The 26,554-nt window shown below is 60.9% G+C and carries 19 protein-coding genes and 1 riboswitch; of the genes, 15 read left to right on the top strand and 4 right to left on the bottom strand.

Features of this window, described 5'->3' with window-relative positions:
- Positions 1-314: 314 nt before the first annotated feature.
- Together ACVHNU_RS17845 and ACVHNU_RS17840 are read right to left on the bottom strand one after the other, a co-directional pair.
- Complete coding sequence (locus tag ACVHNU_RS17845; RefSeq protein ID WP_027612630.1) at positions 315-1,565, bottom strand: ribonucleotide-diphosphate reductase subunit beta; 1,251 nt, start codon at positions 1,563-1,565, stop codon at positions 315-317.
- Between the two features lie 553 nt (positions 1,566-2,118).
- Positions 2,119-2,379, bottom strand: coding sequence for a DUF2790 domain-containing protein (locus ACVHNU_RS17840; protein ID WP_003227290.1), 261 nt, complete (start codon positions 2,377-2,379; stop codon positions 2,119-2,121).
- A gap of 452 nt (positions 2,380-2,831) precedes the next feature.
- Here ACVHNU_RS17840 and acs point away from each other — a divergent pair, with 452 nt between their 5' ends.
- The 7 genes from acs to argR all read left to right on the top strand — a co-directional run bounded on the left by acs (position 2,832) and on the right by argR (position 11,068).
- Positions 2,832-4,787 carry an acetate--CoA ligase gene (gene acs, locus ACVHNU_RS17835; protein ID WP_473017967.1) on the top strand — a complete coding sequence of 652 codons (1,956 nt, stop codon included), beginning with the start codon at positions 2,832-2,834 and terminating at the stop codon, positions 4,785-4,787.
- A 902-nt stretch (positions 4,788-5,689) separates the two neighbouring features.
- On the top strand, positions 5,690-6,463 hold the full coding sequence (locus ACVHNU_RS17830) for an ABC transporter substrate-binding protein (protein ID WP_473017966.1): 774 nt from the start codon (positions 5,690-5,692) through the stop codon (positions 6,461-6,463).
- A gap of 91 nt (positions 6,464-6,554) precedes the next feature.
- Positions 6,555-7,244, top strand: coding sequence for an ABC transporter permease (locus ACVHNU_RS17825; protein ID WP_003227287.1), 690 nt, complete (start codon positions 6,555-6,557; stop codon positions 7,242-7,244).
- Entirely contained in the window at positions 7,241-7,939 is a 699-nt protein-coding gene (locus ACVHNU_RS17820; RefSeq protein ID WP_226499590.1) for an ABC transporter permease, read from the top strand. The genes ACVHNU_RS17825 and ACVHNU_RS17820 overlap by 4 nt, the downstream gene beginning before the upstream one ends.
- Position 7,940: 1 nt before the next feature.
- Complete coding sequence (locus tag ACVHNU_RS17815; protein WP_473017965.1) at positions 7,941-9,053, top strand: M14 family metallopeptidase; 1,113 nt, start codon at positions 7,941-7,943, stop codon at positions 9,051-9,053.
- Positions 9,054-9,080: 27 nt separating this feature from the next.
- The gene (locus tag ACVHNU_RS17810; protein ID WP_003227281.1) at positions 9,081-9,845 is read left to right on the top strand and encodes an ABC transporter ATP-binding protein; all 765 of its coding nucleotides are present in this window, start codon (positions 9,081-9,083) and stop codon (positions 9,843-9,845) included.
- Positions 9,846-10,075: 230 nt separating this feature from the next.
- Positions 10,076-11,068, top strand: a complete 993-nt coding sequence (gene argR, locus ACVHNU_RS17805) for a transcriptional regulator ArgR (protein ID WP_473017963.1) — start codon at positions 10,076-10,078, stop codon at positions 11,066-11,068.
- Between the two features lie 25 nt (positions 11,069-11,093).
- On the opposite strand, the gene ACVHNU_RS17800 is transcribed toward argR, so the two are convergent.
- On the bottom strand, positions 11,094-16,139 hold the full coding sequence (locus tag ACVHNU_RS17800) for a dermonecrotic toxin domain-containing protein (RefSeq protein ID WP_473017961.1): 5,046 nt from the start codon (positions 16,137-16,139) through the stop codon (positions 11,094-11,096).
- 309 nt (positions 16,140-16,448) lie between these two features.
- Here ACVHNU_RS17800 and ACVHNU_RS17795 point away from each other — a divergent pair, with 309 nt between their 5' ends.
- From ACVHNU_RS17795 to astE, 7 genes are all read left to right on the top strand, one after another.
- Positions 16,449-17,669, top strand: a complete 1,221-nt coding sequence (locus ACVHNU_RS17795; RefSeq protein WP_103522294.1) for an aspartate aminotransferase family protein — start codon at positions 16,449-16,451, stop codon at positions 17,667-17,669.
- A gap of 202 nt (positions 17,670-17,871) precedes the next feature.
- Complete coding sequence (aruF, locus tag ACVHNU_RS17790; protein ID WP_007951057.1) at positions 17,872-18,891, top strand: arginine/ornithine succinyltransferase subunit alpha; 1,020 nt, start codon at positions 17,872-17,874, stop codon at positions 18,889-18,891.
- A gap of 51 nt (positions 18,892-18,942) precedes the next feature.
- The gene (astA, locus tag ACVHNU_RS17785; RefSeq protein WP_003227276.1) at positions 18,943-19,968 is read left to right on the top strand and encodes an arginine N-succinyltransferase; all 1,026 of its coding nucleotides are present in this window, start codon (positions 18,943-18,945) and stop codon (positions 19,966-19,968) included.
- Entirely contained in the window at positions 19,965-21,434 is a 1,470-nt protein-coding gene (astD, locus tag ACVHNU_RS17780; protein WP_473020080.1) for a succinylglutamate-semialdehyde dehydrogenase, read from the top strand. The genes astA and astD overlap by 4 nt, the downstream gene beginning before the upstream one ends.
- 142 nt (positions 21,435-21,576) lie before the next feature.
- Positions 21,577-22,923 (top strand): N-succinylarginine dihydrolase, encoded by a 1,347-nt coding sequence (astB, locus tag ACVHNU_RS17775; protein WP_003227272.1) that lies wholly within the window; start codon positions 21,577-21,579, stop codon positions 22,921-22,923.
- A 57-nt stretch (positions 22,924-22,980) separates the two neighbouring features.
- The gene (locus ACVHNU_RS17770; protein ID WP_003227270.1) at positions 22,981-23,271 is read left to right on the top strand and encodes a hypothetical protein; all 291 of its coding nucleotides are present in this window, start codon (positions 22,981-22,983) and stop codon (positions 23,269-23,271) included.
- A gap of 12 nt (positions 23,272-23,283) precedes the next feature.
- Positions 23,284-24,294: a succinylglutamate desuccinylase gene (gene astE, locus ACVHNU_RS17765; RefSeq protein ID WP_473017960.1), complete on the top strand. Its 1,011-nt coding sequence runs from the start codon at positions 23,284-23,286 to the stop codon at positions 24,292-24,294.
- 155 nt (positions 24,295-24,449) lie between these two features.
- Here the strand turns inward: astE and ACVHNU_RS17760 are convergent, their stop codons facing one another.
- Entirely contained in the window at positions 24,450-24,959 is a 510-nt protein-coding gene (locus ACVHNU_RS17760) for a 6,7-dimethyl-8-ribityllumazine synthase (RefSeq protein WP_047599675.1), read from the bottom strand.
- A 101-nt stretch (positions 24,960-25,060) separates the two neighbouring features.
- Positions 25,061-25,231: riboswitch (FMN riboswitch) on the bottom strand.
- A 276-nt stretch (positions 25,232-25,507) separates the two neighbouring features.
- Here ACVHNU_RS17760 and ltaE point away from each other — a divergent pair.
- On the top strand, positions 25,508-26,512 hold the full coding sequence (gene ltaE / locus ACVHNU_RS17755; RefSeq protein ID WP_473017959.1) for a low-specificity L-threonine aldolase: 1,005 nt from the start codon (positions 25,508-25,510) through the stop codon (positions 26,510-26,512).
- Positions 26,513-26,554 lie beyond the last annotated feature (42 nt).

Here is a 26,554-nt window from a genome sequence, read left to right as displayed (position 1 = left end):
CTGACCCCAACGTAGAGCGGACTTAAGAAATCCCAACGAGCAGAGCAGTTGTCACCGACGAATTACACGTCTGTGTCACTGACCGAGCTTTCTACGTTGGGCGTTTCTTAGGCACCTGCGATAGAGCTTAGTAGTGCTTGTAGCGGGCTTCAATGGGACGCAGCTGTAAGTGCTGTAGGAGATTAAGCGCTGTGACGTAGGCGTAAAAAACGATTACCAATCGTCCATAAAAAAGCCCCGATCAGATCGGGGCTTTTTGCTTTCTCGACTTGGCGACTCAAGCAGCAATCGTCAAATTGTGCCAAGCGAGACCATTAGTCCCAGCTCAACGCACCACCAGTTTGGTATTCGATCACACGAGTCTCAAAGAAATTCTTCTCTTTCTTCAAGTCCATAATCTCGCTCATCCAAGGGAACGGGTTAGTCGTCCCTGGGTACTCTTCCTTCAAACCAATCTGCGACAGACGACGGTTAGCGATGAACTTCAGGTAGTCCTCCATCATCGCCGCGTTCATGCCCAGTACGCCGCGAGGCATGGTGTCGCGGGCGTATTCGATCTCCAGCTGCGTACCCTGCAGGATCATCTGGGTTGCTTCTTCCTTCATTTCGGCATCCCACAGGTGTGGGTTTTCGATTTTGATCTGGTTGATCACGTCGATGCCGAAGTTCAGGTGCATGGATTCGTCGCGCAGGATGTACTGGAACTGCTCGGCGACGCCGGTCATTTTGTTGCGGCGGCCCATGGACAGGATCTGGGTGAAGCCGCAGTAGAAGAAGATGCCTTCCAGAACGCAGTAGTAGGCGATCAGGTTGCGCAGCAGTTCTTTGTCGGTGTCCGGGGTGCCGGTTTCGAACTTCGGATCGGAGATCGAACGGGTGTACTTCAGGCCCCAGGCTGCCTTTTTCGCGACCGACGGGATCTCGTGGTACATGTTGAAGATCTCGCCTTCATCCATGGCCAGCGATTCGATGCAGTACTGGTAGGCGTGGGTGTGGATTGCCTCTTCGAAGGCCTGGCGCAGGATGTACTGGCGGCATTCCGGGTTGGTGATCAGGCGGTACACGGCCAGCACCAGGTTGTTGGCAACCAGGGAGTCGGCGGTGGAGAAGAAGCCGAGGTTGCGCATCACGATGCGGCGCTCGTCGTCGGTCAGGCCTTCCGGGTTTTTCCAGAGGGCGATGTCGGCGGTCATGTTGACTTCTTGCGGCATCCAGTGGTTTGCGCAGCCGTCCAGGTACTTCTGCCAGGCCCAGTCGTACTTGAAAGGTACGAGTTGGTTGAGGTCGGCGCGGCAGTTGATCATGCGCTTTTCGTCAACGGCGACACGGGCGGAGGCGCCTTCGAGTTCGGCGAGGCCTTCGGCGACGTCGAGGGAATCCAGTGCTGCCTTGGCGCGGGCCACGGCGGCCGAGTCGTCGGCGGTCACGGCGCGGGCTTCCAGCGCTGCGGCACCGCCGGCGCTGTCGAGGCGGTCCATGTTGGCTTCAGTAGCGTGGCCGGCGTTGGCGCCTTTCACTGCTGCTACTTCACTGTCTTCTTTGTCGAATTCGTCCCAGCTCAGCATGACGTGTCGTCTCCTGCGTGAGGGCCTGTCGCCCCGTGTGAAACCTGATTGGTTGGTTTTTCACACGGTCGTACAGACCGCGTTGGATCTTAAGGAATCGTTTTTTGCAGCAGCTAAGGCAGGCAATAAAACAGAATTTTGTACGGGTTTCCGAGAGCCTCTGACGGGCGCAGATCAGCGTTGACGCTGCTGCGGGGCTTCAGAATGGCTTTTGTTCCCTGTAAGGGAATATTGCTGACCCGATTAGGGCGGCATTATAGGGAAAAAAACACGGCTGTGCTGAGGCGAATCCGCGCATGGAGCGGTCGAGGAGGCTGGTTTTTCGATGAGAGTGCGGGTTTACAGGGCTTTGCCGGGGATAGATTTTTTTTCGTAAAAATCTCGCGATTGTGGATTTGCTCAAAAAACGAACAAAAAAACCGGTTTTTCACTACATCTAGTGTTTTGCAAGCATTTTTGACGACTCCAGACACAACTGAGCCCGACCGAAGCCGGGCTGGAATCGACCCTCAAATGAGGCGCTGAGCGGTCCGATTCGGTGCAGTCTCGATCATCAATTGGTGCAGCCGTTACCCATGACGCTGTAGCGCAGGATGTGACGCTGACCCTTGGAGTCGTCGTATTCCATTTTCATCGGAACAACTTCGCAGACGTTTGGAACTTCGCTCATGGAAACTACGTTGGCGATGTCCAGGTGAGTCGAGTAAGTGTATTCCTCGATAGCCGGTTGTTGTTGTGCGACATCAGTCGGGACCTCGTCTGCCATGGCGGTTGCGCACAGACTGCTGAGGGCCAGAACCAATAAAGCTTTCATTTCAGATTTACCTTTCTGAGGTCGAGTGGGGTCACGCAACCTTTTTAGGGTTGCGTGTGGAACTTCATCATTTGCAGTTATTACTTGAGAGCTGGATTAACGGCCTTCGTGGGGGCTGTAACGTTGTTAATCGCGTTTGCCTTGTCGGCGAGGTGGATTTTAGGGAGGAGGGGTGGGGGTAAACAGGTGGGGTTTTGATAAACACTTTTCGCGGTTTTGGTAACAATCGCCGCAAAACACCAAAAATCCCCTGTAGGAGCTGCCGAAGGCTGCGATCTTTTGATCCTGTTTTTAAAGGGCAAGATCAAAAGATCGCAGCCTTCGGCAGCTCCTACAGGGGTGGGGGTCTTGAGGGCGCAGGGCTTGTTACTACCATCGTCGAATGGTTCTATGGGCCCGGCCCGGCTACAACGGGGTCATACAAAAACAACTATTTCACCGAGGTAAGAAAGATGAGTGCGGCTTCTCTGTATCCCGTTCGTCCCGAGGTTCTGGCCAATACGCTGACTGACGAGGCGACCTACAAAGCCATGTACCAGCAGTCGGTCGTCAACCCTGACGGTTTCTGGCGCGAGCAAGCCAAGCGCCTCGACTGGATCAAGCCTTTCACCACGGTGAAGCAGACTTCTTTCGACGATCACCATGTCGACATCAAATGGTTCGCCGACGGCACCCTGAACGTTTCCTACAACTGCCTCGACCGTCATCTGGCCGAGCGCGGCGACCAAGTCGCAATCATCTGGGAAGGCGATGACCCTTCCGAAAGCCGCAACATCACCTACCGCGAACTCCACGAACAAGTCTGCAAACTGGCCAACGCCCTGCGTGGTCAGGACGTGCACCGCGGCGACGTGGTGACTATCTATATGCCGATGATCCCCGAAGCCGTGGTCGCCATGCTGGCCTGCACGCGGATCGGCGCGATTCACTCGGTGGTGTTCGGCGGCTTCTCGCCGGAAGCGCTGGCGGGGCGGATCATCGATTGCAAATCGAAAGTGGTGATCACTGCTGACGAAGGCATTCGCGCCGGCAAGAAGATCTCGCTGAAAGCCAACGTCGACGATGCGCTGACCAATCCGGAAACCAGCAGCATCCAGAAAGTCATCGTGTGCAAGCGCACCGGTGGCGACATCAAGTGGAACCAGCATCGCGACATCTGGTACGAAGACCTGATGAAAGTGGCGGGCACCGTCTGCGCGCCGAAAGAGATGGGCGCTGAAGAGGCGCTGTTCATCCTTTACACCTCCGGCTCCACCGGCAAGCCGAAGGGCGTGCAGCACACCACCGGCGGTTATCTGCTGTATGCGGCAATGACCCACGAGCGCGTGTTCGACTACCGTCCGGGCGAAGTCTATTGGTGCACCGCCGACGTCGGCTGGGTCACCGGTCACAGTTACATCGTCTATGGCCCGCTGGCCAATGGCGCGACCACCCTGCTGTTCGAAGGCGTGCCGAACTACCCGGACATCACCCGGGTAGCGAAGATCGTCGACAAGCACAAGGTCAACATCCTCTACACCGCGCCGACCGCGATCCGCGCGATGATGGCTTCGGGCACCGCCGCCGTTGAAGGCGCGGATGGCAGCAGTCTGCGTCTGCTCGGTTCGGTGGGCGAGCCGATCAATCCGGAAGCCTGGGACTGGTACTACAAGAATGTCGGCAAGTCGCGTTGCCCGATCGTCGATACCTGGTGGCAGACCGAAACCGGCGGCAACATGATGAGCCCACTGCCGGGGGCGCATGCGCTGAAGCCGGGGTCGGCGGCACGTCCGTTCTTCGGCGTGGTACCGGCGCTGGTCGACAACCTCGGCAACATCATCGAGGGCGAGGCCGAGGGCAATCTGGTGATTCTCGACTCGTGGCCGGGTCAGGCGCGTACGCTGTATGGCGATCATGACCGCTTTGTCGACACCTACTTCAAGACCTTCCGGGGCATGTACTTCACCGGTGACGGTGCGCGGCGTGACGCTGATGGTTACTACTGGATCACCGGACGTGTGGACGACGTGCTCAACGTCTCCGGCCACCGCATGGGCACCGCCGAGATCGAAAGCGCCATGGTTGCGCACCCGAAAGTCGCCGAAGCGGCGGTGGTCGGTGTGCCGCACGACATCAAGGGGCAGGGCATTTATGTCTATGTCACCTTGAAGAATGGTGAAGAGCCGAGTGAGCAACTGCGTCTGGAGCTGAAGAACTGGGTGCGCAAAGAGATCGGCCCGATTGCTTCGCCGGATGTGATCCAGTGGGCACCGGGGCTGCCGAAGACCCGTTCGGGCAAGATCATGCGGCGGATTCTGCGCAAGATTGCTACGGCTGAGTACGATGGGTTGGGGGACATCTCGACCCTGGCGGATCCGGGTGTGGTGCAGCATTTGATCGATACGCACAAGACGATGAATGTGGCGTAAGCGTTAGCTCTGTAGAAGCCCTGCCCGGTGATGCCGGGCGGGGCTTTTTTGTGTCTGGGGTGGTGTGGTGGCTGTGCTGGCCTCTTCGCGAGCAAGCCCGCTCCCACAGGTTGATGTGTGTTCTGTCTGGAAGAATGCAATCCAGCTGGGGTTTTGTGGTGGCTGTGCTGGCCTCTTCGCGAGCAAGCCCGCTCCCACAGGTTGATGTGTGTTCTGTCTGGAAGAATGCAATCCAGCTGGGGTTTTGTGGTGGCTGTGCTGGCCTCTTCGCGAGCAAGCTCGCTCCCACAGGTTGATCGCGGTCCGTCTGAAAGAATGCAGGGCCACTGTGGGAGCGGGCTTGCTCGCGAAGGCGATCTGTCAGACGCCGCAGTAATCCCCTGTCAGAAACCCAACCCACCCAACCAATAATTATCGATTTCCTGCGCAAGCCCTTTCCCGCTGTTACCCGCACTCATCCGAGTAACCAAATGTGTAACCGCCCGCCCCGCCGCGGGGCGAAGGGAAACGCAATGCCCCGTTTTAGAGCCTTAAAACCCCCAGTGAAAAATAAGACACAACGCTGCGCTTGCCGGATTAGAAGGGTTTGCGAATAATAGGCCCGCAATTTGCAGCATAGATCGGTTCACTGTCTTTCGCTCTTGCATGAATTTGCAAGGCTGTCAATGCGCTCAAGCGGGTTTCTCTGTGCATCTGTAATTAGTTGTCGCATTGAAGAAATATCGGCTTCGGGCCTGTCGTTAGAATGCCGATCACTCGCTCATCGTGGCTGACGTTGAAACCCCCGAGGGTTTCAATGGGAAATTTCCCACCGATGCTGCGCCGCTTTCCCGATTCACCCATTCGCATATTGGGCTGTCGCTCACTCTGCCGTTTTTGCCCTTTACCGATGGAGTCCCAAGATGAAGAAACTTGTGCTGCTTGGCGCCCTGGCACTGTCCGTGCTGTCGCTGAATTCCTTCGCTGATGAAAAACCTCTGAAGATCGGTATCGAAGCGGCTTACCCTCCGTTCGCTTCCAAAGCGCCGGATGGCAGCATCGTCGGTTTCGACTACGACATCGGCAACGCCCTGTGCGAGCAGATGCAGGTCAAGTGTGTGTGGGTCGAGCAAGAGTTCGACGGTCTGATCCCGGCACTGAAAGTGCGCAAGATCGACGCGATCCTGTCGTCCATGTCGATCACTGAAGACCGCAAGAAATCCGTGGACTTCACCAACAAGTACTACAACACCCCGGCCCGTCTGGTCATGAAGCAAGGCACCGTTGTCAGCGACAACCTGTCTGAGCTCAAGGGCAAGAACATCGGCGTGCAACGTGGTTCGATCCACGAGCGTTTCGCTCGCGAAGTCCTGGCCCCGCTGGGTGCCGAGATCAAGCCATACGGCTCGCAGAACGAAATCTACCTCGACGTGGCCGCTGGTCGCCTCGACGGTACCGTGGCTGACGCCACCCTTTTGCAGGACGGCTTCCTGAACACTGATGCCGGCAAAGGCTTCGCCTTCGTTGGTCCGCAGTTCACCGACGTCAAATACTTCGGCGACGGCGTGGGCATCGCTGTGCGCAAGGGCGACGCGCTGAAAGACAAGATCAACGCGGCCATCGCGGCCATCCGTGAAAACGGTAAATACAAAGCCATCCAGGACAAGTACTTCGCCTTCGATATCTACGGCAAGTAACACGTCTCTGCGACAAGTCAGAAATGGCGCAAGCAACAGGATCTCTGCGGTTTGCGCCATTTTTTCATCCCAACTTTCGAGGACCTGAATCATGTTGAAAGGCTACGGGGCTGTCATCCTCGATGGCGCATGGCTGACGCTTCAGCTCGCCTTGTCGTCCATGGCCCTGGCCATCGTTCTCGGGCTGATCGGGGTCGCGTTGCGCCTGTCGCCGATTCGTTGGCTGGCGTGGCTGGGCGATCTGTATTCCACGGTGATCCGCGGGATTCCCGACCTGGTGCTGATCCTGCTGATCTTCTACGGCGGTCAGGACTTGCTCAACCGCGTCGCGCCGATGCTCGGCTATGACGACTACATCGACCTGAACCCGCTGGCCGCCGGTATCGGCACCCTCGGTTTCATCTTCGGTGCGTACCTGTCGGAGACGTTCCGTGGCGCGTTCATGGCGATCCCCAAGGGCCAGGCTGAAGCCGGCATGGCCTACGGCATGAGCAGTTTTCAGGTGTTCTTCCGGGTGATGGTGCCGCAGATGATTCGTCTGGCGATCCCTGGTTTCACCAACAACTGGCTGGTGCTGACCAAGGCCACCGCGCTGATTTCAGTGGTCGGTCTGCAAGACATGATGTTCAAGGCCAAGCAGGCGGCGGATGCCACCCGCGAGCCTTTCACCTTCTTCCTCGCAGTGGCGGCGATGTACCTGGTGATTACCAGTGTCTCGTTGCTGGCGCTGCGTCACCTTGAGAAGCGCTACTCGGTAGGCGTAAGGGCGGCTGATCTATGATCTTCGACTACAACGTCATTTGGGAGGCCATGCCGCTGTACCTCGGCGGCCTGCTGACCACCCTCAAACTGCTCGCGCTGTCGCTGTTGTTCGGTCTGTTGGCGGCACTGCCGCTGGGCCTGATGCGCGTCTCCAAGAACCCGATCGTCAACGGCTCCGCGTGGCTCTACACCTACGTGATTCGCGGCACGCCGATGCTGGTGCAGCTGTTCCTGATCTACTACGGCCTGGCGCAGTTCGAAGCAGTACGTGAAAGCTTCTTGTGGCCGTGGCTGTCCAGCGCAACGTTCTGTGCGTGCCTGGCGTTCGCGATCAACACCAGCGCCTACACCGCCGAGATCATTGCCGGCAGCCTCAAGGCCACGCCGAACGGCGAGATCGAAGCCGCCAAGGCCATGGGCATGTCGCGCTTCAAACTGTACAAGCGCATCCTGTTGCCATCGGCCCTGCGCCGGGCGCTGCCGCAGTACAGCAACGAAGTGATCATGATGCTGCAGACCACCAGCCTGGCGTCCATCGTGACCCTGATCGACATCACCGGCGCGGCCCGTACCGTCAACGCGCAGTACTACCTGCCGTTCGAGGCGTACATCACCGCCGGCGTGTTCTACCTGTGCCTGACCTTCATTCTGGTGAAGCTGTTCAAGCTGGCCGAGCGCCGCTGGTTGAGCTACCTGGCCCCGCGGAAGCACTGATATGGAACGCATCGACCACGTATTGCCGTGGAGCCACCTGGGCAGCGAGCGCAAGATCTCGGTCTTCCGCTTCGGCAGCGGCGAGCGCAAGGCTTACATCCAGGCCAGCCTGCACGCTGACGAACTGCCGGGCATGCGCACCGCCTGGGAGCTGAAAAAGCGCCTCGGCGAACTCGAAGCCCAAGGCCTGCTCAACGGTGTGATCGAACTGGTGCCGGTCGCCAACCCGCTGGGCCTCGGCCAATTGCTGCAAGGCAATCATCAGGGGCGTTTCGAGGCGGGCAGCGGCAAGAATTTCAACCGTGATTTCGTCGAGCTGAGCGCGCCGGTTGCGGCGGCGCTGGCCGACCGTCTCGGTGACGATCCACACGCCAACATTCGCCTGATCCGTCAGGCCATGGCTGATCATCTGGCGGCACTGCCCGAGGCGAGCAGCCAGTTGCAAGGCATGCAGCGCGTTTTGCTCAGCCACGCCTGCACCGCCGACGTGGTGCTCGATCTGCATTGCGACGCTGAAGCCGCGCTGCATATGTATGCGCTGCCGCAGCACTGGCCGCAGTGGCGTTCGCTGGCCGCGCACCTGAATGTGAAGGTCGGTTTGCTGGCGGAAGATTCCGGCGGCAGCTCCTTCGATGAAGCGTGCTCGTTGCCGTGGCTGCGCCTGTCGCGGCAGTTCCCGGACGCGCAGATTCCGCTGGCGTGCCTGGCGACTACCGTCGAGCTCGGCGGTCAGGCCAATACCGACCGCGCGGATGCGGTGGCCTGGGCCGAAGGCATTCTGGCGTTCCTTGCCGAGCAGGGCCTGATCACGGGCGAGTGGCCGAAGCCGGCCAACGAAGCGTGCGAAGGCATGCCGTTCGAAGGCACTGAATTACTGTTGGCACCGCACCCCGGTGTGGTGAGTTTTCTGCGTAAACCCGGCGAGTGGGTTGACGCCGGGGATGAGATTTTCGAAGTGATCGACCCTGTGTCCGATCGGGTCAGCACGGTGTGTGCTGGTACGTCCGGGGTGCTGTTTGCCATTGAACGGCTGCGCTATGCCCAACCCGGTTTCTGGCTGGCCAAGGTGGCGGGGCGCGAAGCGCTGCGTCACGGGCGCTTGCTCAACGACTGACTGACTGTTTTTGTGAGAACCGACCGCATGTACAAACTTGAAGTCCAAGACCTGCATAAACGCTATGGCAGTCACGAAGTGCTCAAGGGCGTGTCCCTGAAAGCGGCAGCCGGCGATGTGATCAGCATCATCGGCTCCAGTGGCTCCGGCAAAAGTACTTTCCTGCGCTGCATCAACCTGCTTGAGCAGCCGCACGCGGGCAAGATCCTGCTCAACAACGAAGAGCTGAAGCTGGTGGCGAACAAGGACGGCGCGCTGAAAGCCGCTGATCCGAAACAGCTGCAACGCATGCGCTCGCGCCTGTCGATGGTGTTCCAGCATTTCAACCTGTGGTCGCACATGACCGCGCTGGAAAACATCATGGAAGCGCCGGTCCACGTACTGGGCGTGTCCAAGGCTGAAGCGCGCGAGAAGGCCGAGCACTACCTGAACAAGGTTGGCGTGGCCCATCGTAAAGATGCGTTCCCGGGGCACATGTCCGGTGGCGAGCAGCAGCGTGTGGCGATCGCCCGTGCGCTGGCGATGGAGCCGGAAGTGATGCTGTTCGACGAGCCGACTTCGGCCCTCGACCCGGAGCTGGTTGGCGACGTGCTGAAAGTGATGCAAGCGCTGGCTCAGGAAGGCCGCACCATGGTCGTGGTCACGCACGAAATGGGCTTCGCCCGTGAAGTGTCGAACCAGTTGGTGTTCCTGCACAAAGGTGTGGTGGAAGAGAGCGGCAACCCGCGCGAAGTGCTGGTCAATCCGCAATCCGAGCGCTTGCAACAATTCCTGTCGGGTAGCCTCAAGTAATCGCTCCCGTTATGCACCAAATTAGGTCATGCTTCGCGACCTGAAGACTTGCTCGGCCCTCTGTGGGAGCGGGCTTGCTCGCGAAAGCGGTGTTTCAGTCGACATCATTGGTGTCTGATCTACCGCATTCGCGAGCAAGCCCGCTCCCACAATGGATCTGCGACAGTTTCGATTACGGGCTAGCATTGGCCCTTGCCTCATCACCGTTCTTCGTTTCGGATTGCCCGCCCATGACTGCCCATCGAATTGGTTTCCTGATTTGGCCCAGCACTAAAGCTCTGACGCTGGCGCTGGCGGAGGAGGCCTTGCGTGTTGCTCAGCGGGTGCACCCGGAGGTGGTTTACGAGCTGTCGTTCCTGCAGGCCGAAGCCAGCACCGAAGCCACGGCCGAAGGCGCCTGGCAACTGCCCGGCGAGGCCTGGACCGGCAAGCTGGAACACTTCCAGAAACTGTTCCTGCTCGCCGACGAGCCGCCGACCACCCTGGCCCCGGCACTCAACAGCGCGCTCAAGCAACTGGTGCGTGCCGGTTGCGTGATCGGTGGCCTGTCGGCGGGCGTGTATCCGTTGGCGCAACTCGGTCTGCTCGACGGCTACCGCGCGGCCGTGCACTGGCGCTGGCAGGACGATTTCGCCGAGCGCTTCCCGAAAGTCATCGCCACCAGTCACCTGTTCGACTGGGATCGCGATCGCCTGACCGCGTGTGGCGGCATGTCGGTTCTCGACCTGCTGCTGGCGGTGCTGGCCCGTGATCATGGGGCAGAACTGGCCGGTGCGGTCTCCGAAGAACTGGTGGTCGAGCGCATCCGCGAGGGCGGCGAGCGTCAGCGCATCCCATTGCAGAACCGCCTCGGTTCCAGCCATCCGAAGCTCACGCAAGCCGTGTTGCTGATGGAAGCCAATATCGAAGAGCCGCTGACCACCGACGAAATCGCCCAGCACGTGTGCGTGTCCCGTCGGCAGCTGGAGCGGATCTTCAAGCAATACCTCAACCGCGTGCCGAGCCAGTACTACCTGGAACTGCGCCTGAACAAGGCCCGGCAGATGTTGATGCAGACCAGCAAGTCGATCATCCAGATCGGCCTGTCCTGCGGTTTCTCCTCGGGGCCGCATTTCTCCAGTGCCTATCGCAACTTCTTCGGCGCCACGCCGCGGGAAGATCGCAACCAGCGGCGCAGCAGCAGTCCGTTCGAACTGTCGTCGGTGCCGCCGGAGCGCGGTTGAGCGTCCCGGCCAATCGCGCTGAACATCACTCGTCGGCTTCGGATTCTTCGGACGTCGACACCTCCATTTCCGCCCGGTCGATGACCGCCTCCACGCCAAAGTCGATGCGGTATTTTCTGAAGTAGGCGATCAGCCGTTGAATGCTGATTTCAGAGAGCGGGTTGTCCCGCAGGTTGATTTTGTCTGCGCGCTCCTCGGGCAGTTCAAGGATGTCGCTGGGGATATCGCTGATGGCGTTGCCATCCAGCGCGACGACATCCAGATGTTCGAGTTGCAGCAAGCCACGGGGCAGGCCGGTAATGCCGGTGTTGTCCAGCAGCAGAGTCGACAGGTCGCTCATCTGGCTGACATCCGGAACTTCTCCCAGTGGGTTGTCGCTCAGATCCAGATGATCCAGACGCTCCATTTGCGCCAGCTCCAGAGCCGTTTCGCGGGTCAGGGTGATGTGGCATTCCGAGAGCGACAGGTAGCTGAGGTCGGCCATCCGGAATATCGCCGCAGGAATCTGTTCGAGCCGGAACTGGTAGAGCGTCAGCGCCTTCAGGTTGGGAAAGGTCTGCAGAAACTCCGCAGTGCCGGAGGTGTGTCCCGGTCGGCTCCTCATGTAGAGATGCGTGAGGTGGGAAAAGTCAGCGTTGAGCGCGGGCAGATCACCGCTGATGGTCATGGACAGGTTCAGGTCGTAGAGCGGTTGGCTGTCCTGATCAAATTCATCCTGTTCGGTTTCCCGGCGCCAGCTCTGTTCGATGCGGTTCTTGAATTCGAGGCGTGCTTCCTGCTCGTTCAGTACCTCTTCGAGGGTAAAGGGTTCGCCACTGATCGGATGCAGCAAGGGGTGTTCGGTGCTCCAGTCGGCGAGGCTGTCGCTCATGTTGCGAAACTCGGACTCGCGGCGCGTCAGCTCGACTCGGCCCTCAGCCAGCGTGCCGGGCAGCAGGTAGAAGAGCTCGCTGGCCTGTTCCTGATCCATCTGGGTGTACAGCGCTTGTACGCGCTGCAGGTCGGCGGTCTCGGCCAGTACGCCGAAGTCCTGACGGGTTTGATTGAAGTGATGTTTGATCCGTTCGCGGTCTGCGGCACCGATCGGGTTACCCCCGAGGTCGAAGCCCTCCGGAATGTTGTTGGGCAGTTCGAAAAGTGCCGGGGGTAACGCTTCGATCGCGTTGTCATTGAGCAATGCGGTGCGCAGTTGCTGGCGCGACAACAGGCCGGCCGGCAGCGTCGAAATGCCGGTTTCCGAGACGTCGATGTAACTCAGCCTGGCCATTCTCTCGACGTTGGGCGCAAGGCCCAGCGGGTTATGGAACAGGTCGAGGATTTTCAGATTTGTCTGGGCTGCCAGTGTTGCTTGAGTTTCGGGCGTCAGGGTAATGCCGCACTCGCTGAGCACCAGTTCGCGCAGTTGCGGTGAACGGTTGATGGCTTGCGGCAGTTCGCCCAGAGGCATGCTGCGCAACACCAGGCGCCGCAGGCCGGAGAAGTTGTTGAGGAACCTGTGCACCCCCCGAGTGCCGGCGACACCTTCGATCGTCAGGTAATCCACGTGACTGAAATTGACCTCCACTTGCGGCAGCTCGCCGAGAATCGGATGGGACAGGCGCAGGTCGATCGTGTGCTCGGTGTCTTCCGGCAGCACCACCTGTTGCTTCCAGCAGTCGATGAGGTCGACGCGCATTTGCCGTCGGCGCTGGCGCTGGATGGCGTACTGCTCGGTGTTGAGCTGGACCCCGGTTTCCGGGTGCACTTGGGGCACCGCATCGACCCACGGATCAAGGACTGCGACCAGGCGCTGACGCTCGGTGATCAACCGGTACAGCTCGCTGCGCGGGCCATTCGGGTGGCGTTGCAGGCGGGTGACAAATTCTTCCAGCTCTTCCGGAAGCAAGTGCGGCAGCAGCCAGTGCGCGTGTGTTTGCAAGGTCGGCGTGTCGGTGGGCATGCGCCGATGGCCGGTGGCGCCTCCGCGCAAGCGCATGATCGTCGGGTCGTAGGCAGGTTTGCGGTTCGGGTTTTGTGCGAGCAGTGCCAGTAGCGTTTCCCGGGGCAACGAGTGTTGGCGAATCAGCTGTTCGAACTCGGTCATTTCGCCAGTGCCGATGTTCAGCGCCGAGCGCTCGGTGTCTGGCAAGGCTTGCAGCAGGCTGGAGGACAGTGAGCCGGAGGTGCGCAGTGGTTGGTCGGTCTCATCGAAGGGCTGATAATCACCCTGTTCAGTCAGCACCAGTGTCCTGCGAATGGTAGCGCTCTGCGGGCCAATGCTGTCGAGCAGGCGCCCGTTGCGGCTGTAATGCCTGACCTCAAGGCGCAACGAATCCGACCAGCCCGGCAGGCGTGGCAGTGTGTGCAGGATCAGGCGATCCGTGTCGAGATTGTGCGCTGTGGCTTTCAGCGTCAGGCCCTCCAGGGCTCGGCTTGCGCGCACTTGCAGGCGCGCCTCCTGAGTCAGTTCGACCAGACGCTGGGACAGCGTCGAGCGCTGTAGTTGCTGGCACTCGGCGTCACTCGCGGTTTCGACGATTGCCTGGGCCAGATGCCTGGGCAGGTCGGGTTCGGCGTCCATCAATGCCTGGGTCAGCGCGCCGGCACCCCGTTGCAGTTGGCGATAGCGATCTTCGAACAGGCGTTGGCGCTGCTGTTGCGCCAGTTCGGCAACGGTTTGGCGCAGGCGCGTGGCAGCCGCCTCTGGTGTGGGGGCCGGTGCCTGCGGTGCTTCGCCCAGCAGTGTGTTTCTTTGTGCAGGGGTCAGACGTCGCAGCCAGGTTTTCAGCAGGTCGCCATCGTCCAGCCGTGTTCCTTCAATCTGGATGAATGGCACATCGGCGACGGGACTGCGCCACAGGGTTCGCCCCTGGCGATCAATCAGTTTCAGGCCGCAGTCGGCGGGCCAGTGGCCGTGGTCAAACAGCAGTTGCAGTTGGCTGGCGGGATCGGCCTTGAGGTAGTCCTCGGCACGGTGGCTGCCGACCTGTTCGATGAACAATTGAAGGTCCTGGTCGATCTGCCAGCGTTCGAGCGTGTCGACCAGCAGCGGTGGCAACTGACCGAGCTCGACATGCATCTGGCGCAAGGCGTTTTCTTCGCAGCCGCTGATGTTCAGCAGGCGTTCTTGCAGCTCGGCGGGAAGACGCTGCATCAACGGGCTGCTGCGGCTCAGCACGGTGGCGCGGTCCCAGCCCAGTGGCTGGTCGAGTTCGGTTTGCCAGGCGCCGGCGGCGTTGTGCCGCAGGGCCGGTTTGTAGGCCTCGGGACGCGTCGGATGGTCGATGCGATGCGCGCCCGTTTCGGCGGCGCGGCTGACGGCATAGCGCTTTTGTCCCAGGGGCAGCAGGGTTTTGCCTTGGTGGTGTTGCAGGCCCAATGCGTCGATTTGCAGGTCTTTGGGCAAGGCGCCGGGCAATTCGTAGGGGCGCAGGTCGGGCTTCCAGTAGAGGGTCTTGCCATTCGCGGCCTTCACCGGAATGAAGCGGTCGATGAACTTGACGACATCGCTCGGCAGCAGCGCGCGAAACTCGCCGGCCGTGATGACGCCTCCGGCTGCAAAGGTGCCGACTTGCACAACGGATTCCACGGCGCCCATGAAGTGCCCGAGGGCTTCACGTGGCAGTCCTTCGGCCCAGTCGACGATACTTTCGAACGCCTCGTCGAGCATCTGGTAGGCGGTGTAGGCGAGCATCAGTTCACCGAGAAACGGCACGAATGGCAGGGCGACGAAAGCGACGATATTGAGCAGGGTCTGGGCGATTTCGGTGAAGGAATCCCAGAGTGCCCAGCGCGCTTTGCGATCGACCGTGGCGGTCGAAACGGCGACGACGCGGGCATCGTTGAGCATCTTGTCGAGCTTGCGTTGGTACAGATACGTGAATAGCTCAGCGCGAATCGGGGTCGCGGCTATTTGCAGGAGCGGGCGTTCAGTCGAGGTCTCGCGCCAGGTGGGGCGCGGGTCGCCGGTCTGTACCGGTTGCCAGGTGACAGGGCCGAGGAGGTTGTTCAACCGGCCGAAAAAATGACCGCGCTCGGCATGCTCGATAAAGCGGCTGAAAAAGGCCTGGTATTGCGGATCGCGCAGGCGCTGGGCCAGCTCCTCGGTGAAGGCGCCGGTGCTGGCGTACTCCTTGATCGGGTGCAGCGGGTCATCGGGAATGTACACCACCACCCGCGCTGGCGCGTTTGCTGCTTCAAGGTTCGGCGCGAACAGCGCGATGCCGGTCAGGCTGGCGTCCAGCATCGTCAGCGCATGGCATTGCCACGCCTGACGATTGAGGCGCAAATGCTGCAAGCCATCGAGCAGGCCGAGAATAAGGCGATGCACATCGGCACCGAGGTTTTTTTGCATGTAGGCCATCTGCAGGGCAGCGACCAGCGCGGCTTTTTCGCTTGCGTAGACTCTGGCTTGCAGCACCGCCGCGACCAGCGGATTGCTCAAGCCCAGGTTGTCTTGCAGATACACGCTGTAGCGCCGGCCGATATCCAGTTCGCGGCACAGGCGGGTGAAGGCGATGATCGGCATCGACTCAAGCATGCCCGGCAATAGGCGGAACCGGCCTTCGGGTGAAGGCTGGCTGATATAGGCCGAAGCGGGTTCGAAAGCGTCATCGGTGGTCTCGCTGCTTTCAAAATTGTGCAGCGCGGCGTCCAGCAGCGAGACGGTCCAGGTGCGCGCGGCGCCCGATTTGATTCGCAGCCACGGAACATGAGCTGGCAGGTACAGGCGCAGGAAAACCTGTCTGACATCCAGCAGCAGGCCAAAGCGTTTTTGCAGCTCGGCGCGCAGTAACGGTTCGGCGAAGGTTTTGGCGTCTTGCAGGCGTACAAGGCTTTGCTCGACTCGGTTGTGTGCAGTCCAGTGCGCGGCATTCAGCGTGCGCAGCTTTTCATGGTCGTTGCGCGATGCTCGCACGAGGCTGACGGGCAGTAGAGGACTGGCCTGTTTCAAAGCTTCGCGCTTGTGTGCTGCAGCCTTGCTCAACCATGTCGGAATGGCTTGGAGCAGCGGTTGATAGTGTGCGTCCTGCCGGGGAAGCAGCAGTGCGTCGGGCAGTGTCGCGAGGGTGGAGGTGGTTTCGTGAATCATGGGGTGAGGCCATTTGCCTGGGAAAGGTCCATAGCAAACACCGGCCATTGATTCGATGTGCGGTACATATATACCGCACCCCATAAAACTCTCTTGCGTAAGATCCCGAGTACGTCTGCGCAAACGGCGGCGTGCAGTTTAAACTGCGCCTTTGCGACGCTATATGTCGCATTGCCGTAAACCCGGGAAAATCCGGGGTTTGCGCTATAAGAAGTTGTCGCTTGGCGGCAAGGCCGGGCTGAAAACTGTCCTTACAATCCCCCCATCGCTCGCCAGTTTCAGGCGGGTGGCCCTCATCAGGAGACTCCGATGTCCGTTGAGCACGCTGCGGTACAACGCGCCGATTTCGACCAGGTAATGGTTCCCAACTACGCGCCTGCCGCTTTCATTCCGGTGCGTGGCGCCGGTTCCCGCGTCTGGGATCAGGCCGGCCGCGAGCTGATCGACTTTGCCGGCGGCATCGCCGTTAACGTATTGGGCCATGCGCATCCGGCGCTGGTCGGTGCCTTGACCGAGCAAGCGAACAAGCTGTGGCACGTATCCAACGTGTTCACCAACGAGCCGGCCCTGCGCCTGGCGCACAAGCTGATCGACGCCACGTTCGCCGAGCGCGTGTTCTTCTGCAACTCCGGCGCTGAAGCCAACGAGGCCGCATTCAAGCTGGCCCGTCGCGTGGCGTTCGACCGTTTCGGCAGCGAGAAGTACGAGATCATCGCCGCGCTCAACAGCTTCCACGGCCGTACCCTGTTCACCGTCAACGTCGGTGGCCAGTCGAAGTACTCCGACGGTTTCGGTCCGAAAATCACCGGCATCACCCACGTCCCTTACAACGACCTGGCCGCGCTGAAAGCGGCGGTTTCCGACAAGACCTGTGCGGTCGTGCTCGAACCGATCCAGGGCGAGGGCGGTGTACTGCCGGCCGAGCTGGCTTACCTGCAAGGTGCCCGCGAACTGTGCGACGCGAACAACGCGCTGCTGGTGTTCGACGAAGTGCAGACCGGCATGGGCCGTACCGGCCACCTGTTCGCCTATCAGCATTACGGCGTGACCCCGGACATCCTGACCAGCGCCAAGAGCCTGGGCGGTGGTTTCCCGATCGCCGCGATGCTGACCACCGAAGCGCTGGCCAAGCATCTGGTCGTCGGCACCCACGGCACCACCTACGGCGGCAACCCGCTGGCGTGCGCCGTCGCCGAGGCAGTGATCGACGTGATCAACACCCCTGAGGTGCTGAACGGCGTCAACGCCAAGCACGACAAATTCAAGACCCGTCTGCAGCAGATCGGCGAGAAGTACGGCCTGTTCACTCAGGTGCGTGGCCTCGGTCTGTTGATCGGTTGTGTGCTGAGCGAAGCCTGGAAAGGCAAGGCCAAGGACATCTTCAACGCCGCTGAAAAAGAAGGCCTGATGATTCTGCAGGCCGGCCCGGACGTGATTCGTTTCGCCCCGAGCCTGGTGGTGGAAGATGCCGATATCGACGCCGGTCTGGACCGCTTCGAACGCGCCGCAGCAACACTGACGCAAGCCTGATAGACCCTTCGACGCCCGAGGATTTGGGCGTCGAACCCAATTTTTGATACCGGGCAATATCAAATGTGGGAGCGGGCTTGCTCGCGAATGCGGTGTGTCAGTCGACATCTACGCTGACTGATACACCGCATTCGCGAGCAAGCCCGCTCCCACAATGTTCGGTGTTTTTTCTGTGATTTTTATAAGAGAAAGGAGTGACACCATGCTGGTGATGCGCCCTGCGCAAATGGCTGATCTGGGCGAGGTACAGCGTCTGGCCGCGGACAGCCCGATTGGTGTCACTTCCTTGCCGGATGACGTGGAACGCCTGAGCGACAAGATCGCCGCAAGCGAAGCCTCGTTCGCCGCCGAAGTGAGCTTCAACGGTGAAGAGAGCTACTTCTTCGTCCTCGAAGACACCGCCACCGGCAAACTGGTCGGCTGCTCGGCGATCGTTGCCTCGGCCGGTTACTCGGAGCCGTTCTACAGCTTCCGCAACGAGACCTTCGTCCACGCGTCCCGCGAGCTGAAGATCCACAACAAGATCCACGTGCTCTCGCAATGCCATGACCTGACCGGCAACAGCCTGCTGACCAGTTTCTACGTGCAACGCGAGCTGGTCGGTTCGCCGTGGTCTGAGCTCAACTCCCGTGGTCGCTTGCTGTTTGTCGCCAGCCACCCGGAGCGTTTCGCTGATTCGGTGGTGACCGAGATCGTCGGCTACAGCGACGAGAACGGCGACTCGCCGTTCTGGGATGCCATCGGTCGCAACTTCTTCGACCTCAACTACGCCGAGGCCGAGCGCCTGTGCGGCCTGAAGAGCCGCACGTTCCTCGCCGAGCTGATGCCGCATTACCCGATCTACGTGCCGCTGCTGCCGGACTCCGCTCAAGAAGCGATGGGCCAGGTGCACCCGCGTGCGCAGATCACCTTCGACATCCTGATGCGCGAAGGCTTCGAGACCGATCACTACATCGACATTTTCGACGGTGGCCCGACCCTGCATGCGCGTGTTTCGGGGATCCGTTCGATCGCTCAGAGCCGTGTAGTGCCGGTGAAGATCGGCGAGCCGGTCAAAGGCGCCGGGCGCCAGTATCTGGTGGCCAACGCGCAGTTGCAGGATTACCGCGCGGTGCTGCTGGAACTCGATTACGCGCCGGGCAAACCGGTGACCCTGGATCTGGAAGCAGCCGAAGCCTTGGGCGTCGGTGAAGGTGCCAGCGTGCGCCTGGTGGCGGTTTAACGCCTTAGCGAGTTTCACGGGTGGCGAAGGCGGCCCGTTTGAGGAGATAGCATGATTGTTCGTCCCGTACGCAGCAGCGATTTATCCGCGCTGATCGACCTGGCCCGCAGCACCGGCACCGGCCTGACCACTTTGCCGGCCAACGAAGAGCGCCTGACCCACCGGGTCGGCTGGGCCGAGAAGACCTTTCGCGGCGAAGCCGGCCGTGGCGATGCGGACTACCTGTTCGTGCTCGAAGACGACAACGGTCGCGTGGTGGGGATTTCCGCCATCGCCGGCGCGGTCGGTCTGCGTGAGCCGTGGTACAACTTCCGCGTCGGCCTGACCGTCAGCGCCTCGCAAGAGCTGAACATCTATCGCGAGATTCCGACGCTGTTCCTCGCCAACGACCTGACCGGCAACTCCGAGCTGTGCTCGCTGTTCCTGCACGCCGATTACCGCACCGGTCTGAACGGCCGCATGCTGTCCAAGGCGCGCATGCTGTTCATCGCCGAGTTCCCTGAGCTGTTCGGCAACAAGATCATCGCCGAGATGCGCGGCGTCTCCGATGAAGCCGGACGCTCGCCGTTCTGGGAGAGCCTGGGCCGGCACTTCTTCAAGATGGAATTCAGCCAGGCCGATTACCTGACCGGGGTTGGCAACAAGGCGTTCATCGCCGAACTGATGCCGAAATTCCCGCTGTACACCTGCTTCCTGTCACCGGATGCGCGCAACGTCATCGGCCAAGTGCACCCGGACACCGAGCCGGCGCTGGCGATGCTCAAGAGCGAAGGTTTCAGCTATCAGGGTTACGTCGACATCTTCGACGCCGGCCCGGCCATCGAATGCGAAACCAGCAAGATCCGCGCAGTCCGCGACAGCGAAGCGCTGGTGCTGGCGATCGGTACGCCGGGCGATGACGCCACGCCGTTCATCATCCATAACCGCAAGCGCGAAGACTGCCGCATCACAGCTGCGCCGGCCCGTCTGGCCGCTGGCACGCTGGTGGTTGATCCGCAGACCGCCAAACGTCTTCAACTCAACGCCGGCGATCAAGTGCGCGCCGTGGCGTTGTCTGCTGCTCGGGAGTCGAAATAATGAATTCGCTATACATCGCAGGTGAATGGCTGGCCGGTCAGGGTGAAGCCTTTCAGTCGCTGAACCCGGTGACCCAGCAAGTGCTGTGGTCGGGGGAGGGCGCCACCGCCGCTCAGGTCGAGTCCGCCGTGCAGGCTGCGCGTCAGGCGTTTCCGGGCTGGGCGCGGCGTTCGCTGGACGAGCGTATCAGCGTGCTCGAAGCCTTTGCTGCCGCCCTGAAAAACCACAGCGACGAACTGGCCCGCACCATTGGCGAGGAAACCGGCAAGCCTCTGTGGGAGGCTGCGACCGAAGTCACCAGCATGGTCAACAAGATCGCGATTTCGGTGCAGAGCTACCGCGAGCGTACCGGCGAGAAGAGCGGCCCGCTGGGCGACGCCACTGCTGTGTTGCGCCACAAGCCGCACGGTGTGGTTGCAGTGTTCGGCCCTTACAACTTCCCGGGCCACTTGCCGAACGGGCACATTGTGCCGGCACTGCTGGCGGGCAACAGCGTGCTGTTCAAGCCAAGCGAACTGACGCCGAAAGTCGCCGAGCTGACGGTCAAGTGCTGGATCGAAGCCGGTCTGCCGGCCGGTGTGTTGAACCTGCTGCAAGGCGCTCGCGAAACCGGTATCGCGCTGGCCGCGAACCCGGGCATCGACGGTCTGTTTTTCACTGGCTCCAGCCGCACCGGCAATCACCTGCACCAGCAGTTCGCCGGGCGTCCGGACAAGATTCTTGCTTTGGAAATGGGCGGCAACAACCCGCTGGTGGTCGATCAGGTGGCTGATCTGGACGCGGCGGTGTACACGATCATTCAGTCGGCCTTCATCTCCGCCGGTCAGCGCTGCACCTGTGCGCGTCGTCTGCTGGTGCCGCAAGGCGCGTGGGGCGACAGCCTGCTCAAGCGTCTGGTGGAAGTCAGCTCGACGATTGAAGTCGGTGCGTTCGATCAACAGCCGGCGCCGTTCATGGGCTCGGTGATTTCCCTTGGCGCGGCGAAAGCGCTGATGGATGCCCAACAACATCTGCTGGCCAATGGCGCGGTGTCGTTGCTGGAGATGACGCAGCCGCAGGCGCAGTCGGCATTGCTGACCCCGGGCATTCTTGACGTGACGGCGGTGGCCGAGCGTCCGGACGAAGAGCTGTTCGGCCCGTTGCTGCAGGTGATTCGCTACGCCGATTTTGCTGCGGCGATCGCTGAGGCCAACGATACCGCTTATGGTCTGGCGGCGGGTTTGCTGTCGGATTCCGAAGCGCGTTATCAGCAGTTCTGGCTGGAAAGCCGCGCCGGCATCGTCAACTGGAACAAACAGCTGACCGGTGCGGCGAGCAGCGCGCCGTTCGGCGGTGTCGGGGCTTCGGGCAACCATCGCGCCAGCGCCTACTACGCGGCGGATTACTGCGCGTACCCGGTGGCCTCGCTGGAAACGCCGAGCCTGGTGTTGCCTGCGGCCCTGACGCCTGGCATCAAAATGGTGTGATGCCCATTCGCGAGCAAGCTCGCTCCCACAAGGGCGATGAGATCCCTGTGGGAGCGAGCTTGCTCGCGAAGGCCGCGACGCGGTCGCACTGAACAGTTAGTTACTGAAGCCTATAACAACAGATTCTCGTGGAGCCTCGCTGATGAAATCCTATGAAGTCAATTTTGACGGTCTAGTGGGGCCGACCCATAACTACGGCGGTCTGTCCTACGGCAACGTTGCGTCCCAGAGCAACAGCCAGCAGTCCTCGAACCCGAAGGAAGCGGCGCTGCAAGGTCTGGCGAAAATGAAAGCGCTGATGGAAATGGGCTTTCAGCAGGGCGTGCTGGCGCCGCAGGAGCGTCCGGACGTGGCCGCTCTGCGCCGTCTGGGTTTCAGCGGCACCGACGCGCAAGTGATCGAGCGCGCCGCGAAGGAAGCCATGCCGTTGCTGGTTGCCAGTTGCTCGGCGTCGAGCATGTGGGTGGCCAACGCCGCCACCGTCAGCCCGAGTGCCGACACCGCTGACGGTCGCGTGCATTTCACCGCCGCCAACCTCAACTGCAAATACCATCGCAGCATCGAACACCCGACCACCAGCCGCGTGCTCGGCGCGATGTTCGCCGATCAGCAGCACTTCGCCCATCACGCCGCACTGCCAGCCGTTGCGCAGTTCGGTGACGAAGGCGCGGCCAACCACACGCGTTTCTGCCGTGAGTACGGCGAGGCCGGTGTCGAGTTTTTCGTGTTCGGTCGCAGTGCGTTCGACACCCGTTACCCGGCGCCACAGAAGTACCCTGCGCGCCAGACCCTGGAAGCCTCGCAAGCGGTGGCGCGGCTGCACGGTCTGCGTGACGAAGGCGTGGTTTACGCGCAGCAGAACCCGGCGGTGATCGACCAGGGCGTATTCCACAACGACGTGATCGCGGTGGGTAACGGCGAGGTGCTGTTCTATCACGAGGATGCGTTCCTCGACACCGAGCAGATGCTGGCCGAGTTGCAGGGCAAACTGGCCAAGGTCGGCGGCAAGTTCCAGTCGATCTGCGTGCCGCGTTCGGCGGTCACTGTGGACGATGCGGTGCGCTCCTACCTGTTCAACAGCCAGCTGCTGTCGCGTCCGGATGGCTCGATGCTGCTGATCGTGCCGGAAGAATGCCGTGGCAACGAGCGCGTGTGGAACTACCTGCAAGGGCTGACCAGCTCCGGCGGCCTGATCCGCGAAGTGAAAGTCTTCGACCTCAAGCAAAGCATGCAGAACGGCGGTGGCCCGGCGTGCCTGCGACTGCGCGTCGCGCTCAACGAAACCGAGCTGGCGGCCGTCAATCCAGGGGTTATCATGACGGCCCCGTTGTACGGTTCGTTGACCGCATGGGTTGAAAAGCACTACCGCGACCGCCTGAGCGAAACCGATCTGGCGGACCCGCAGTTGCTGCTTGAATGCCGGACGGCACTGGATGAACTGACGCAAATCCTTAAACTGGGCGCGGTTTATCCATTCCAGATCAATTGACGGCCGGCGCGTCGCCTGAACGCGGCGCGCGGCTTGTCTACCCAAGAGAGTAAAAACATGAGCGATTCCCTGCAGCTGATCCTTGAAGACACCGACGGCACGCAACTGCAAACCTCGTGCACCCGCGTCGCGGTCATGTGGCAAGGCAAAGAGCTGTGGATCCAGCAGGACGGCCGTGGCCAACTGCTGATCGGCGTGGACGTCGAGGAAGGTGACGAAGAGTACGCCAACCTGCTGCTGCGCCCATTGGCAACTAATCTGGTAAGTCTGCAACTGGAAATGGAACCGGCTGACCTCGGCGATGACGAGGAACATGTGCACGGCCCGGATTGCAACCACGACCACTAAGGAAACCGCTCTATGCTCGCCCTCGGCAAACTGCTTGAACTGACCCTCGCCGGCCGCGAACCGGCGGAGAAGACTCAACTGACTGTCGAAGGCGTGCGCATGCGCTGGTTGAGCGAGGGTGCGCTGGAAGTCCGGCCACCCGAAGCGCGCGACAATGGCCTGGACCTGCTGCTGTCGGCAGGCATCCACGGCAATGAAACAGCGCCGATCGAGTTGCTCGATCGGCTGCTGCATGACATCGCTCGCGGCGATCTGAAGCCGCGTGCACGCATTCTGTTCCTGTTCGGCAACCCGGAAGCGATTCGCAAAGGCGAGCGCTTCGTCGAGCAGGACGTCAATCGGCTGTTCAACGGCCGGCATGAACAAACCAGCGGTTCCGAAGCCATCCGCGCCTGCGAGCTGGAACGGCTGGCGGCAAGTTTCTTCAGCCTGCCGGATCGTCAGCGCCTGCACTATGACCTGCACACGGCGATTCGTGGTTCGAAGATCGAGCAGTTCGCGCTGTACCCGTGGAAAGAAGGTCGCCAGCATTCGCGCCGCGAACTGGCGCGCCTGCGCGCCGCCGGGATGGAAGCGGTATTGCTGCAGAACAAGCCGTCGATCGTTTTCAGCTCCTACACCTACGACAAGCTCGGCGCCGAGTCCTTCACCCTGGAACTGGGCAAGGCGCGGCCGTTCGGGCAGAACGAAGGGGTGGATGTTTCACGTCTGGAAACCCGTCTGAAGCAGATCATCGAAGGCAATGAGCCGGATCTGGCTGCAGAAGGTCTGGATGGTTTGCAGCTGTTCAGCGTCGCCCGGGAAATCATCAAGCACAGCGATGCGTTCCGCCTGAACCTGCCGGCGGACATCGAAAACTTTTCCGAGCTGGATGTGGGTTATGTGCTGGCCGAAGATCTGGCCAATACCCGATGGATCATCGAGGAGCAGGGCGCGCGGATCATCTTCCCCAATCCCAAGGTCAAGAACGGCTTACGTGCCGGCATCCTGATCGTGCCTGCCACCGACGAACATCTCGCCTGACCCAATTTCCGGTCTGATATATAACCCTGTGGGAGCGAGCTTGCTCGCGAATGCAATCTGGCATTCAACATTTGAGTTGGCTGTCAGTCCGCTTTCGCGAGCAAGCTCGCTCCCACAGGGGAATGAGTGAGACCAAAAGCCTCACTCATGGTCTATCAGACGGCGACCGCACGCGGCTCACTGCGACGCAGCGCACGAACCTTCTGCAGCGTATCCGCGCAAGTCCGCGCCGCTTCCTGACCCTTGTGCACGAAGTGCTCGAAGAAGAATTTCTGATGTTCTTCACCGGCATGGAAGTGATGCGGGGTCAGGGACACCGAGAACACTGGCACTTCGGTTTCCAGTTGCACCTGCATCAAGCCGCTGACCACGGACTGGGCAACGAACTCGTGACGGTAGATGCCGCCGTCCACGACCAGCGCCGCCGCGACGATGCCGGCATAACGACCGGTTTTGGCCAGCAACTTGGCGTGCAGAGGCATTTCAAAGGCGCCGCCGACTTCGAAAAAGTCGATGTCCGATTCCTGATAACCCTGGGCCAGCATTTCGGCGACGAAGCCTTTACGGCTCTGGTCGACGATTTCCTTGTGCCAGCAGGCCTGGATGAACGCAACGCGCTCGCCGTGAGGGTGTTTGGTTTTGCTGTCGATAGCGGTGGGTTGCATGTTCTGACTCCTGTTTGTGTGAAAAACAGGGCGTTATGAATCGAAAGGGATTCAAGGGTACGCACGAGCACACAAGCGCGCGGGCGGCCCTTTGGCGTCAATCCCGTTCTCTCTTCATCCGGACTATGACCGTCGGCCCCGGAATCACACCGGGTCTGCTGACCTTGCCGCCGATCACCGCCAATGCCGTGTCGTCGCCAAGCGCTCGCGGGCTATGCGCATTGCGCGCAATTACCGCCGGTGGGGAATTACACCCCGCCCTGAGAACGTTTTTGCCGCCCTTTCTCGGGCGGCGCAGCGTTTTTATCACAGATTTTCCGGCCTTGCACAGAACCTGTGGGAGCGGGCTTGCTCGCGAAGGCGGTGTGTCAGTCAGCAGATGTGTCACTGACAGACCGCTTTCGCGAGCAGGCTCGCTCCCACATGGATGGCGTGTTCGCAAGAAGTAACCTGACCTTTTCGCGCTCAGGGGTTGATTAATCGGCGCCATGACCGCAGTAATTCACCTTCGAAAAGGGATTTCCCCTGCTGACTCTGAGGCCAGGTTCATGAGCGTTATCGATCTTCGCAGCGACACCGTCACCCAACCGACTCCTGCCATGCTCGACGCGATGACTGCGGCGGCTACCGGTGACGATGTGTACGGCGAAGATCCGACGGTCAATCGTCTGGAGGCGGAACTGGCAAAACGCCTGGGCTTCGCCGCCGCGCTGTTCGTGCCAACCGGCACCATGAGCAATCTGCTGGGCCTGATGGCGCACTGCGAACGTGGCGACGAATACATCGTCGGCCAGCAGGCGCACACCTACAAGTACGAGGGCGGTGGCGCGGCGGTGCTCGGTTCGATCCAGCCGCAGCCGCTGGAAGTGCAGGCCGACGGTTCGCTGGATCTGGCTCACGTGGCGGCAGCGATCAAGCCGGACGACTTCCATTTCGCCCGTACCCGTCTGCTGGCGCTGGAAAACACCATGCAAGGCAAGGTGCTGCCGCTGGAGTATCTGGCCCGCGCGCGCCAATTCACCCAGGACCATGGGTTGCAGCTGCACCTGGACGGCGCGCGGCTGTACAACGCGGCAGTCAAGCTCGGGGTGGATGCCCGGGAAATCACCCGGCATTTCGATTCGGTGTCGGTGTGCCTGTCCAAGGGCCTCGGCGCGCCGGTCGGTTCGGTGCTGTGTGGCACTGAGCAACTGATCGGCAAGGCCCGGCGTCTGCGCAAAATGGTTGGCGGCGGCATGCGTCAGGCCGGGTTGCTCGCGGCGGCGGGACTGTATGCGCTGGATCACCACGTCGAGCGCCTGGCGGATGACCATGCCAACGCACAGTTTTTGGCCGAAGGCTTGCGCGAGGCCGGGTTCAGCGTCGAGCCGGTGCAGACCAACATGGTTTACGTGCAAATGGGCGATCAGGCTGAAGCGCTCAAGGCGTTTGCCGCCAAACGCGGGATCAAGTTGAGCGCCGCGGCGCGCTTGCGCATGGTCACGCACATGGACGTCAGTCGCTCGCAAATCGAGCAAGTGATCGCGACATTCGTCGAGTTTTCGCGCAAGTGACAGCGTTAGCCGCCCAATTGACCGTTACTATCGTATAAACAC

Source organism: Pseudomonas sp. Ors-4-3C, assembly GCF_055755035.1.
The sequence above is the reverse complement of the archived record's forward strand: the minus strand, read 5'-3'. Positions and strand labels throughout refer to the sequence as shown.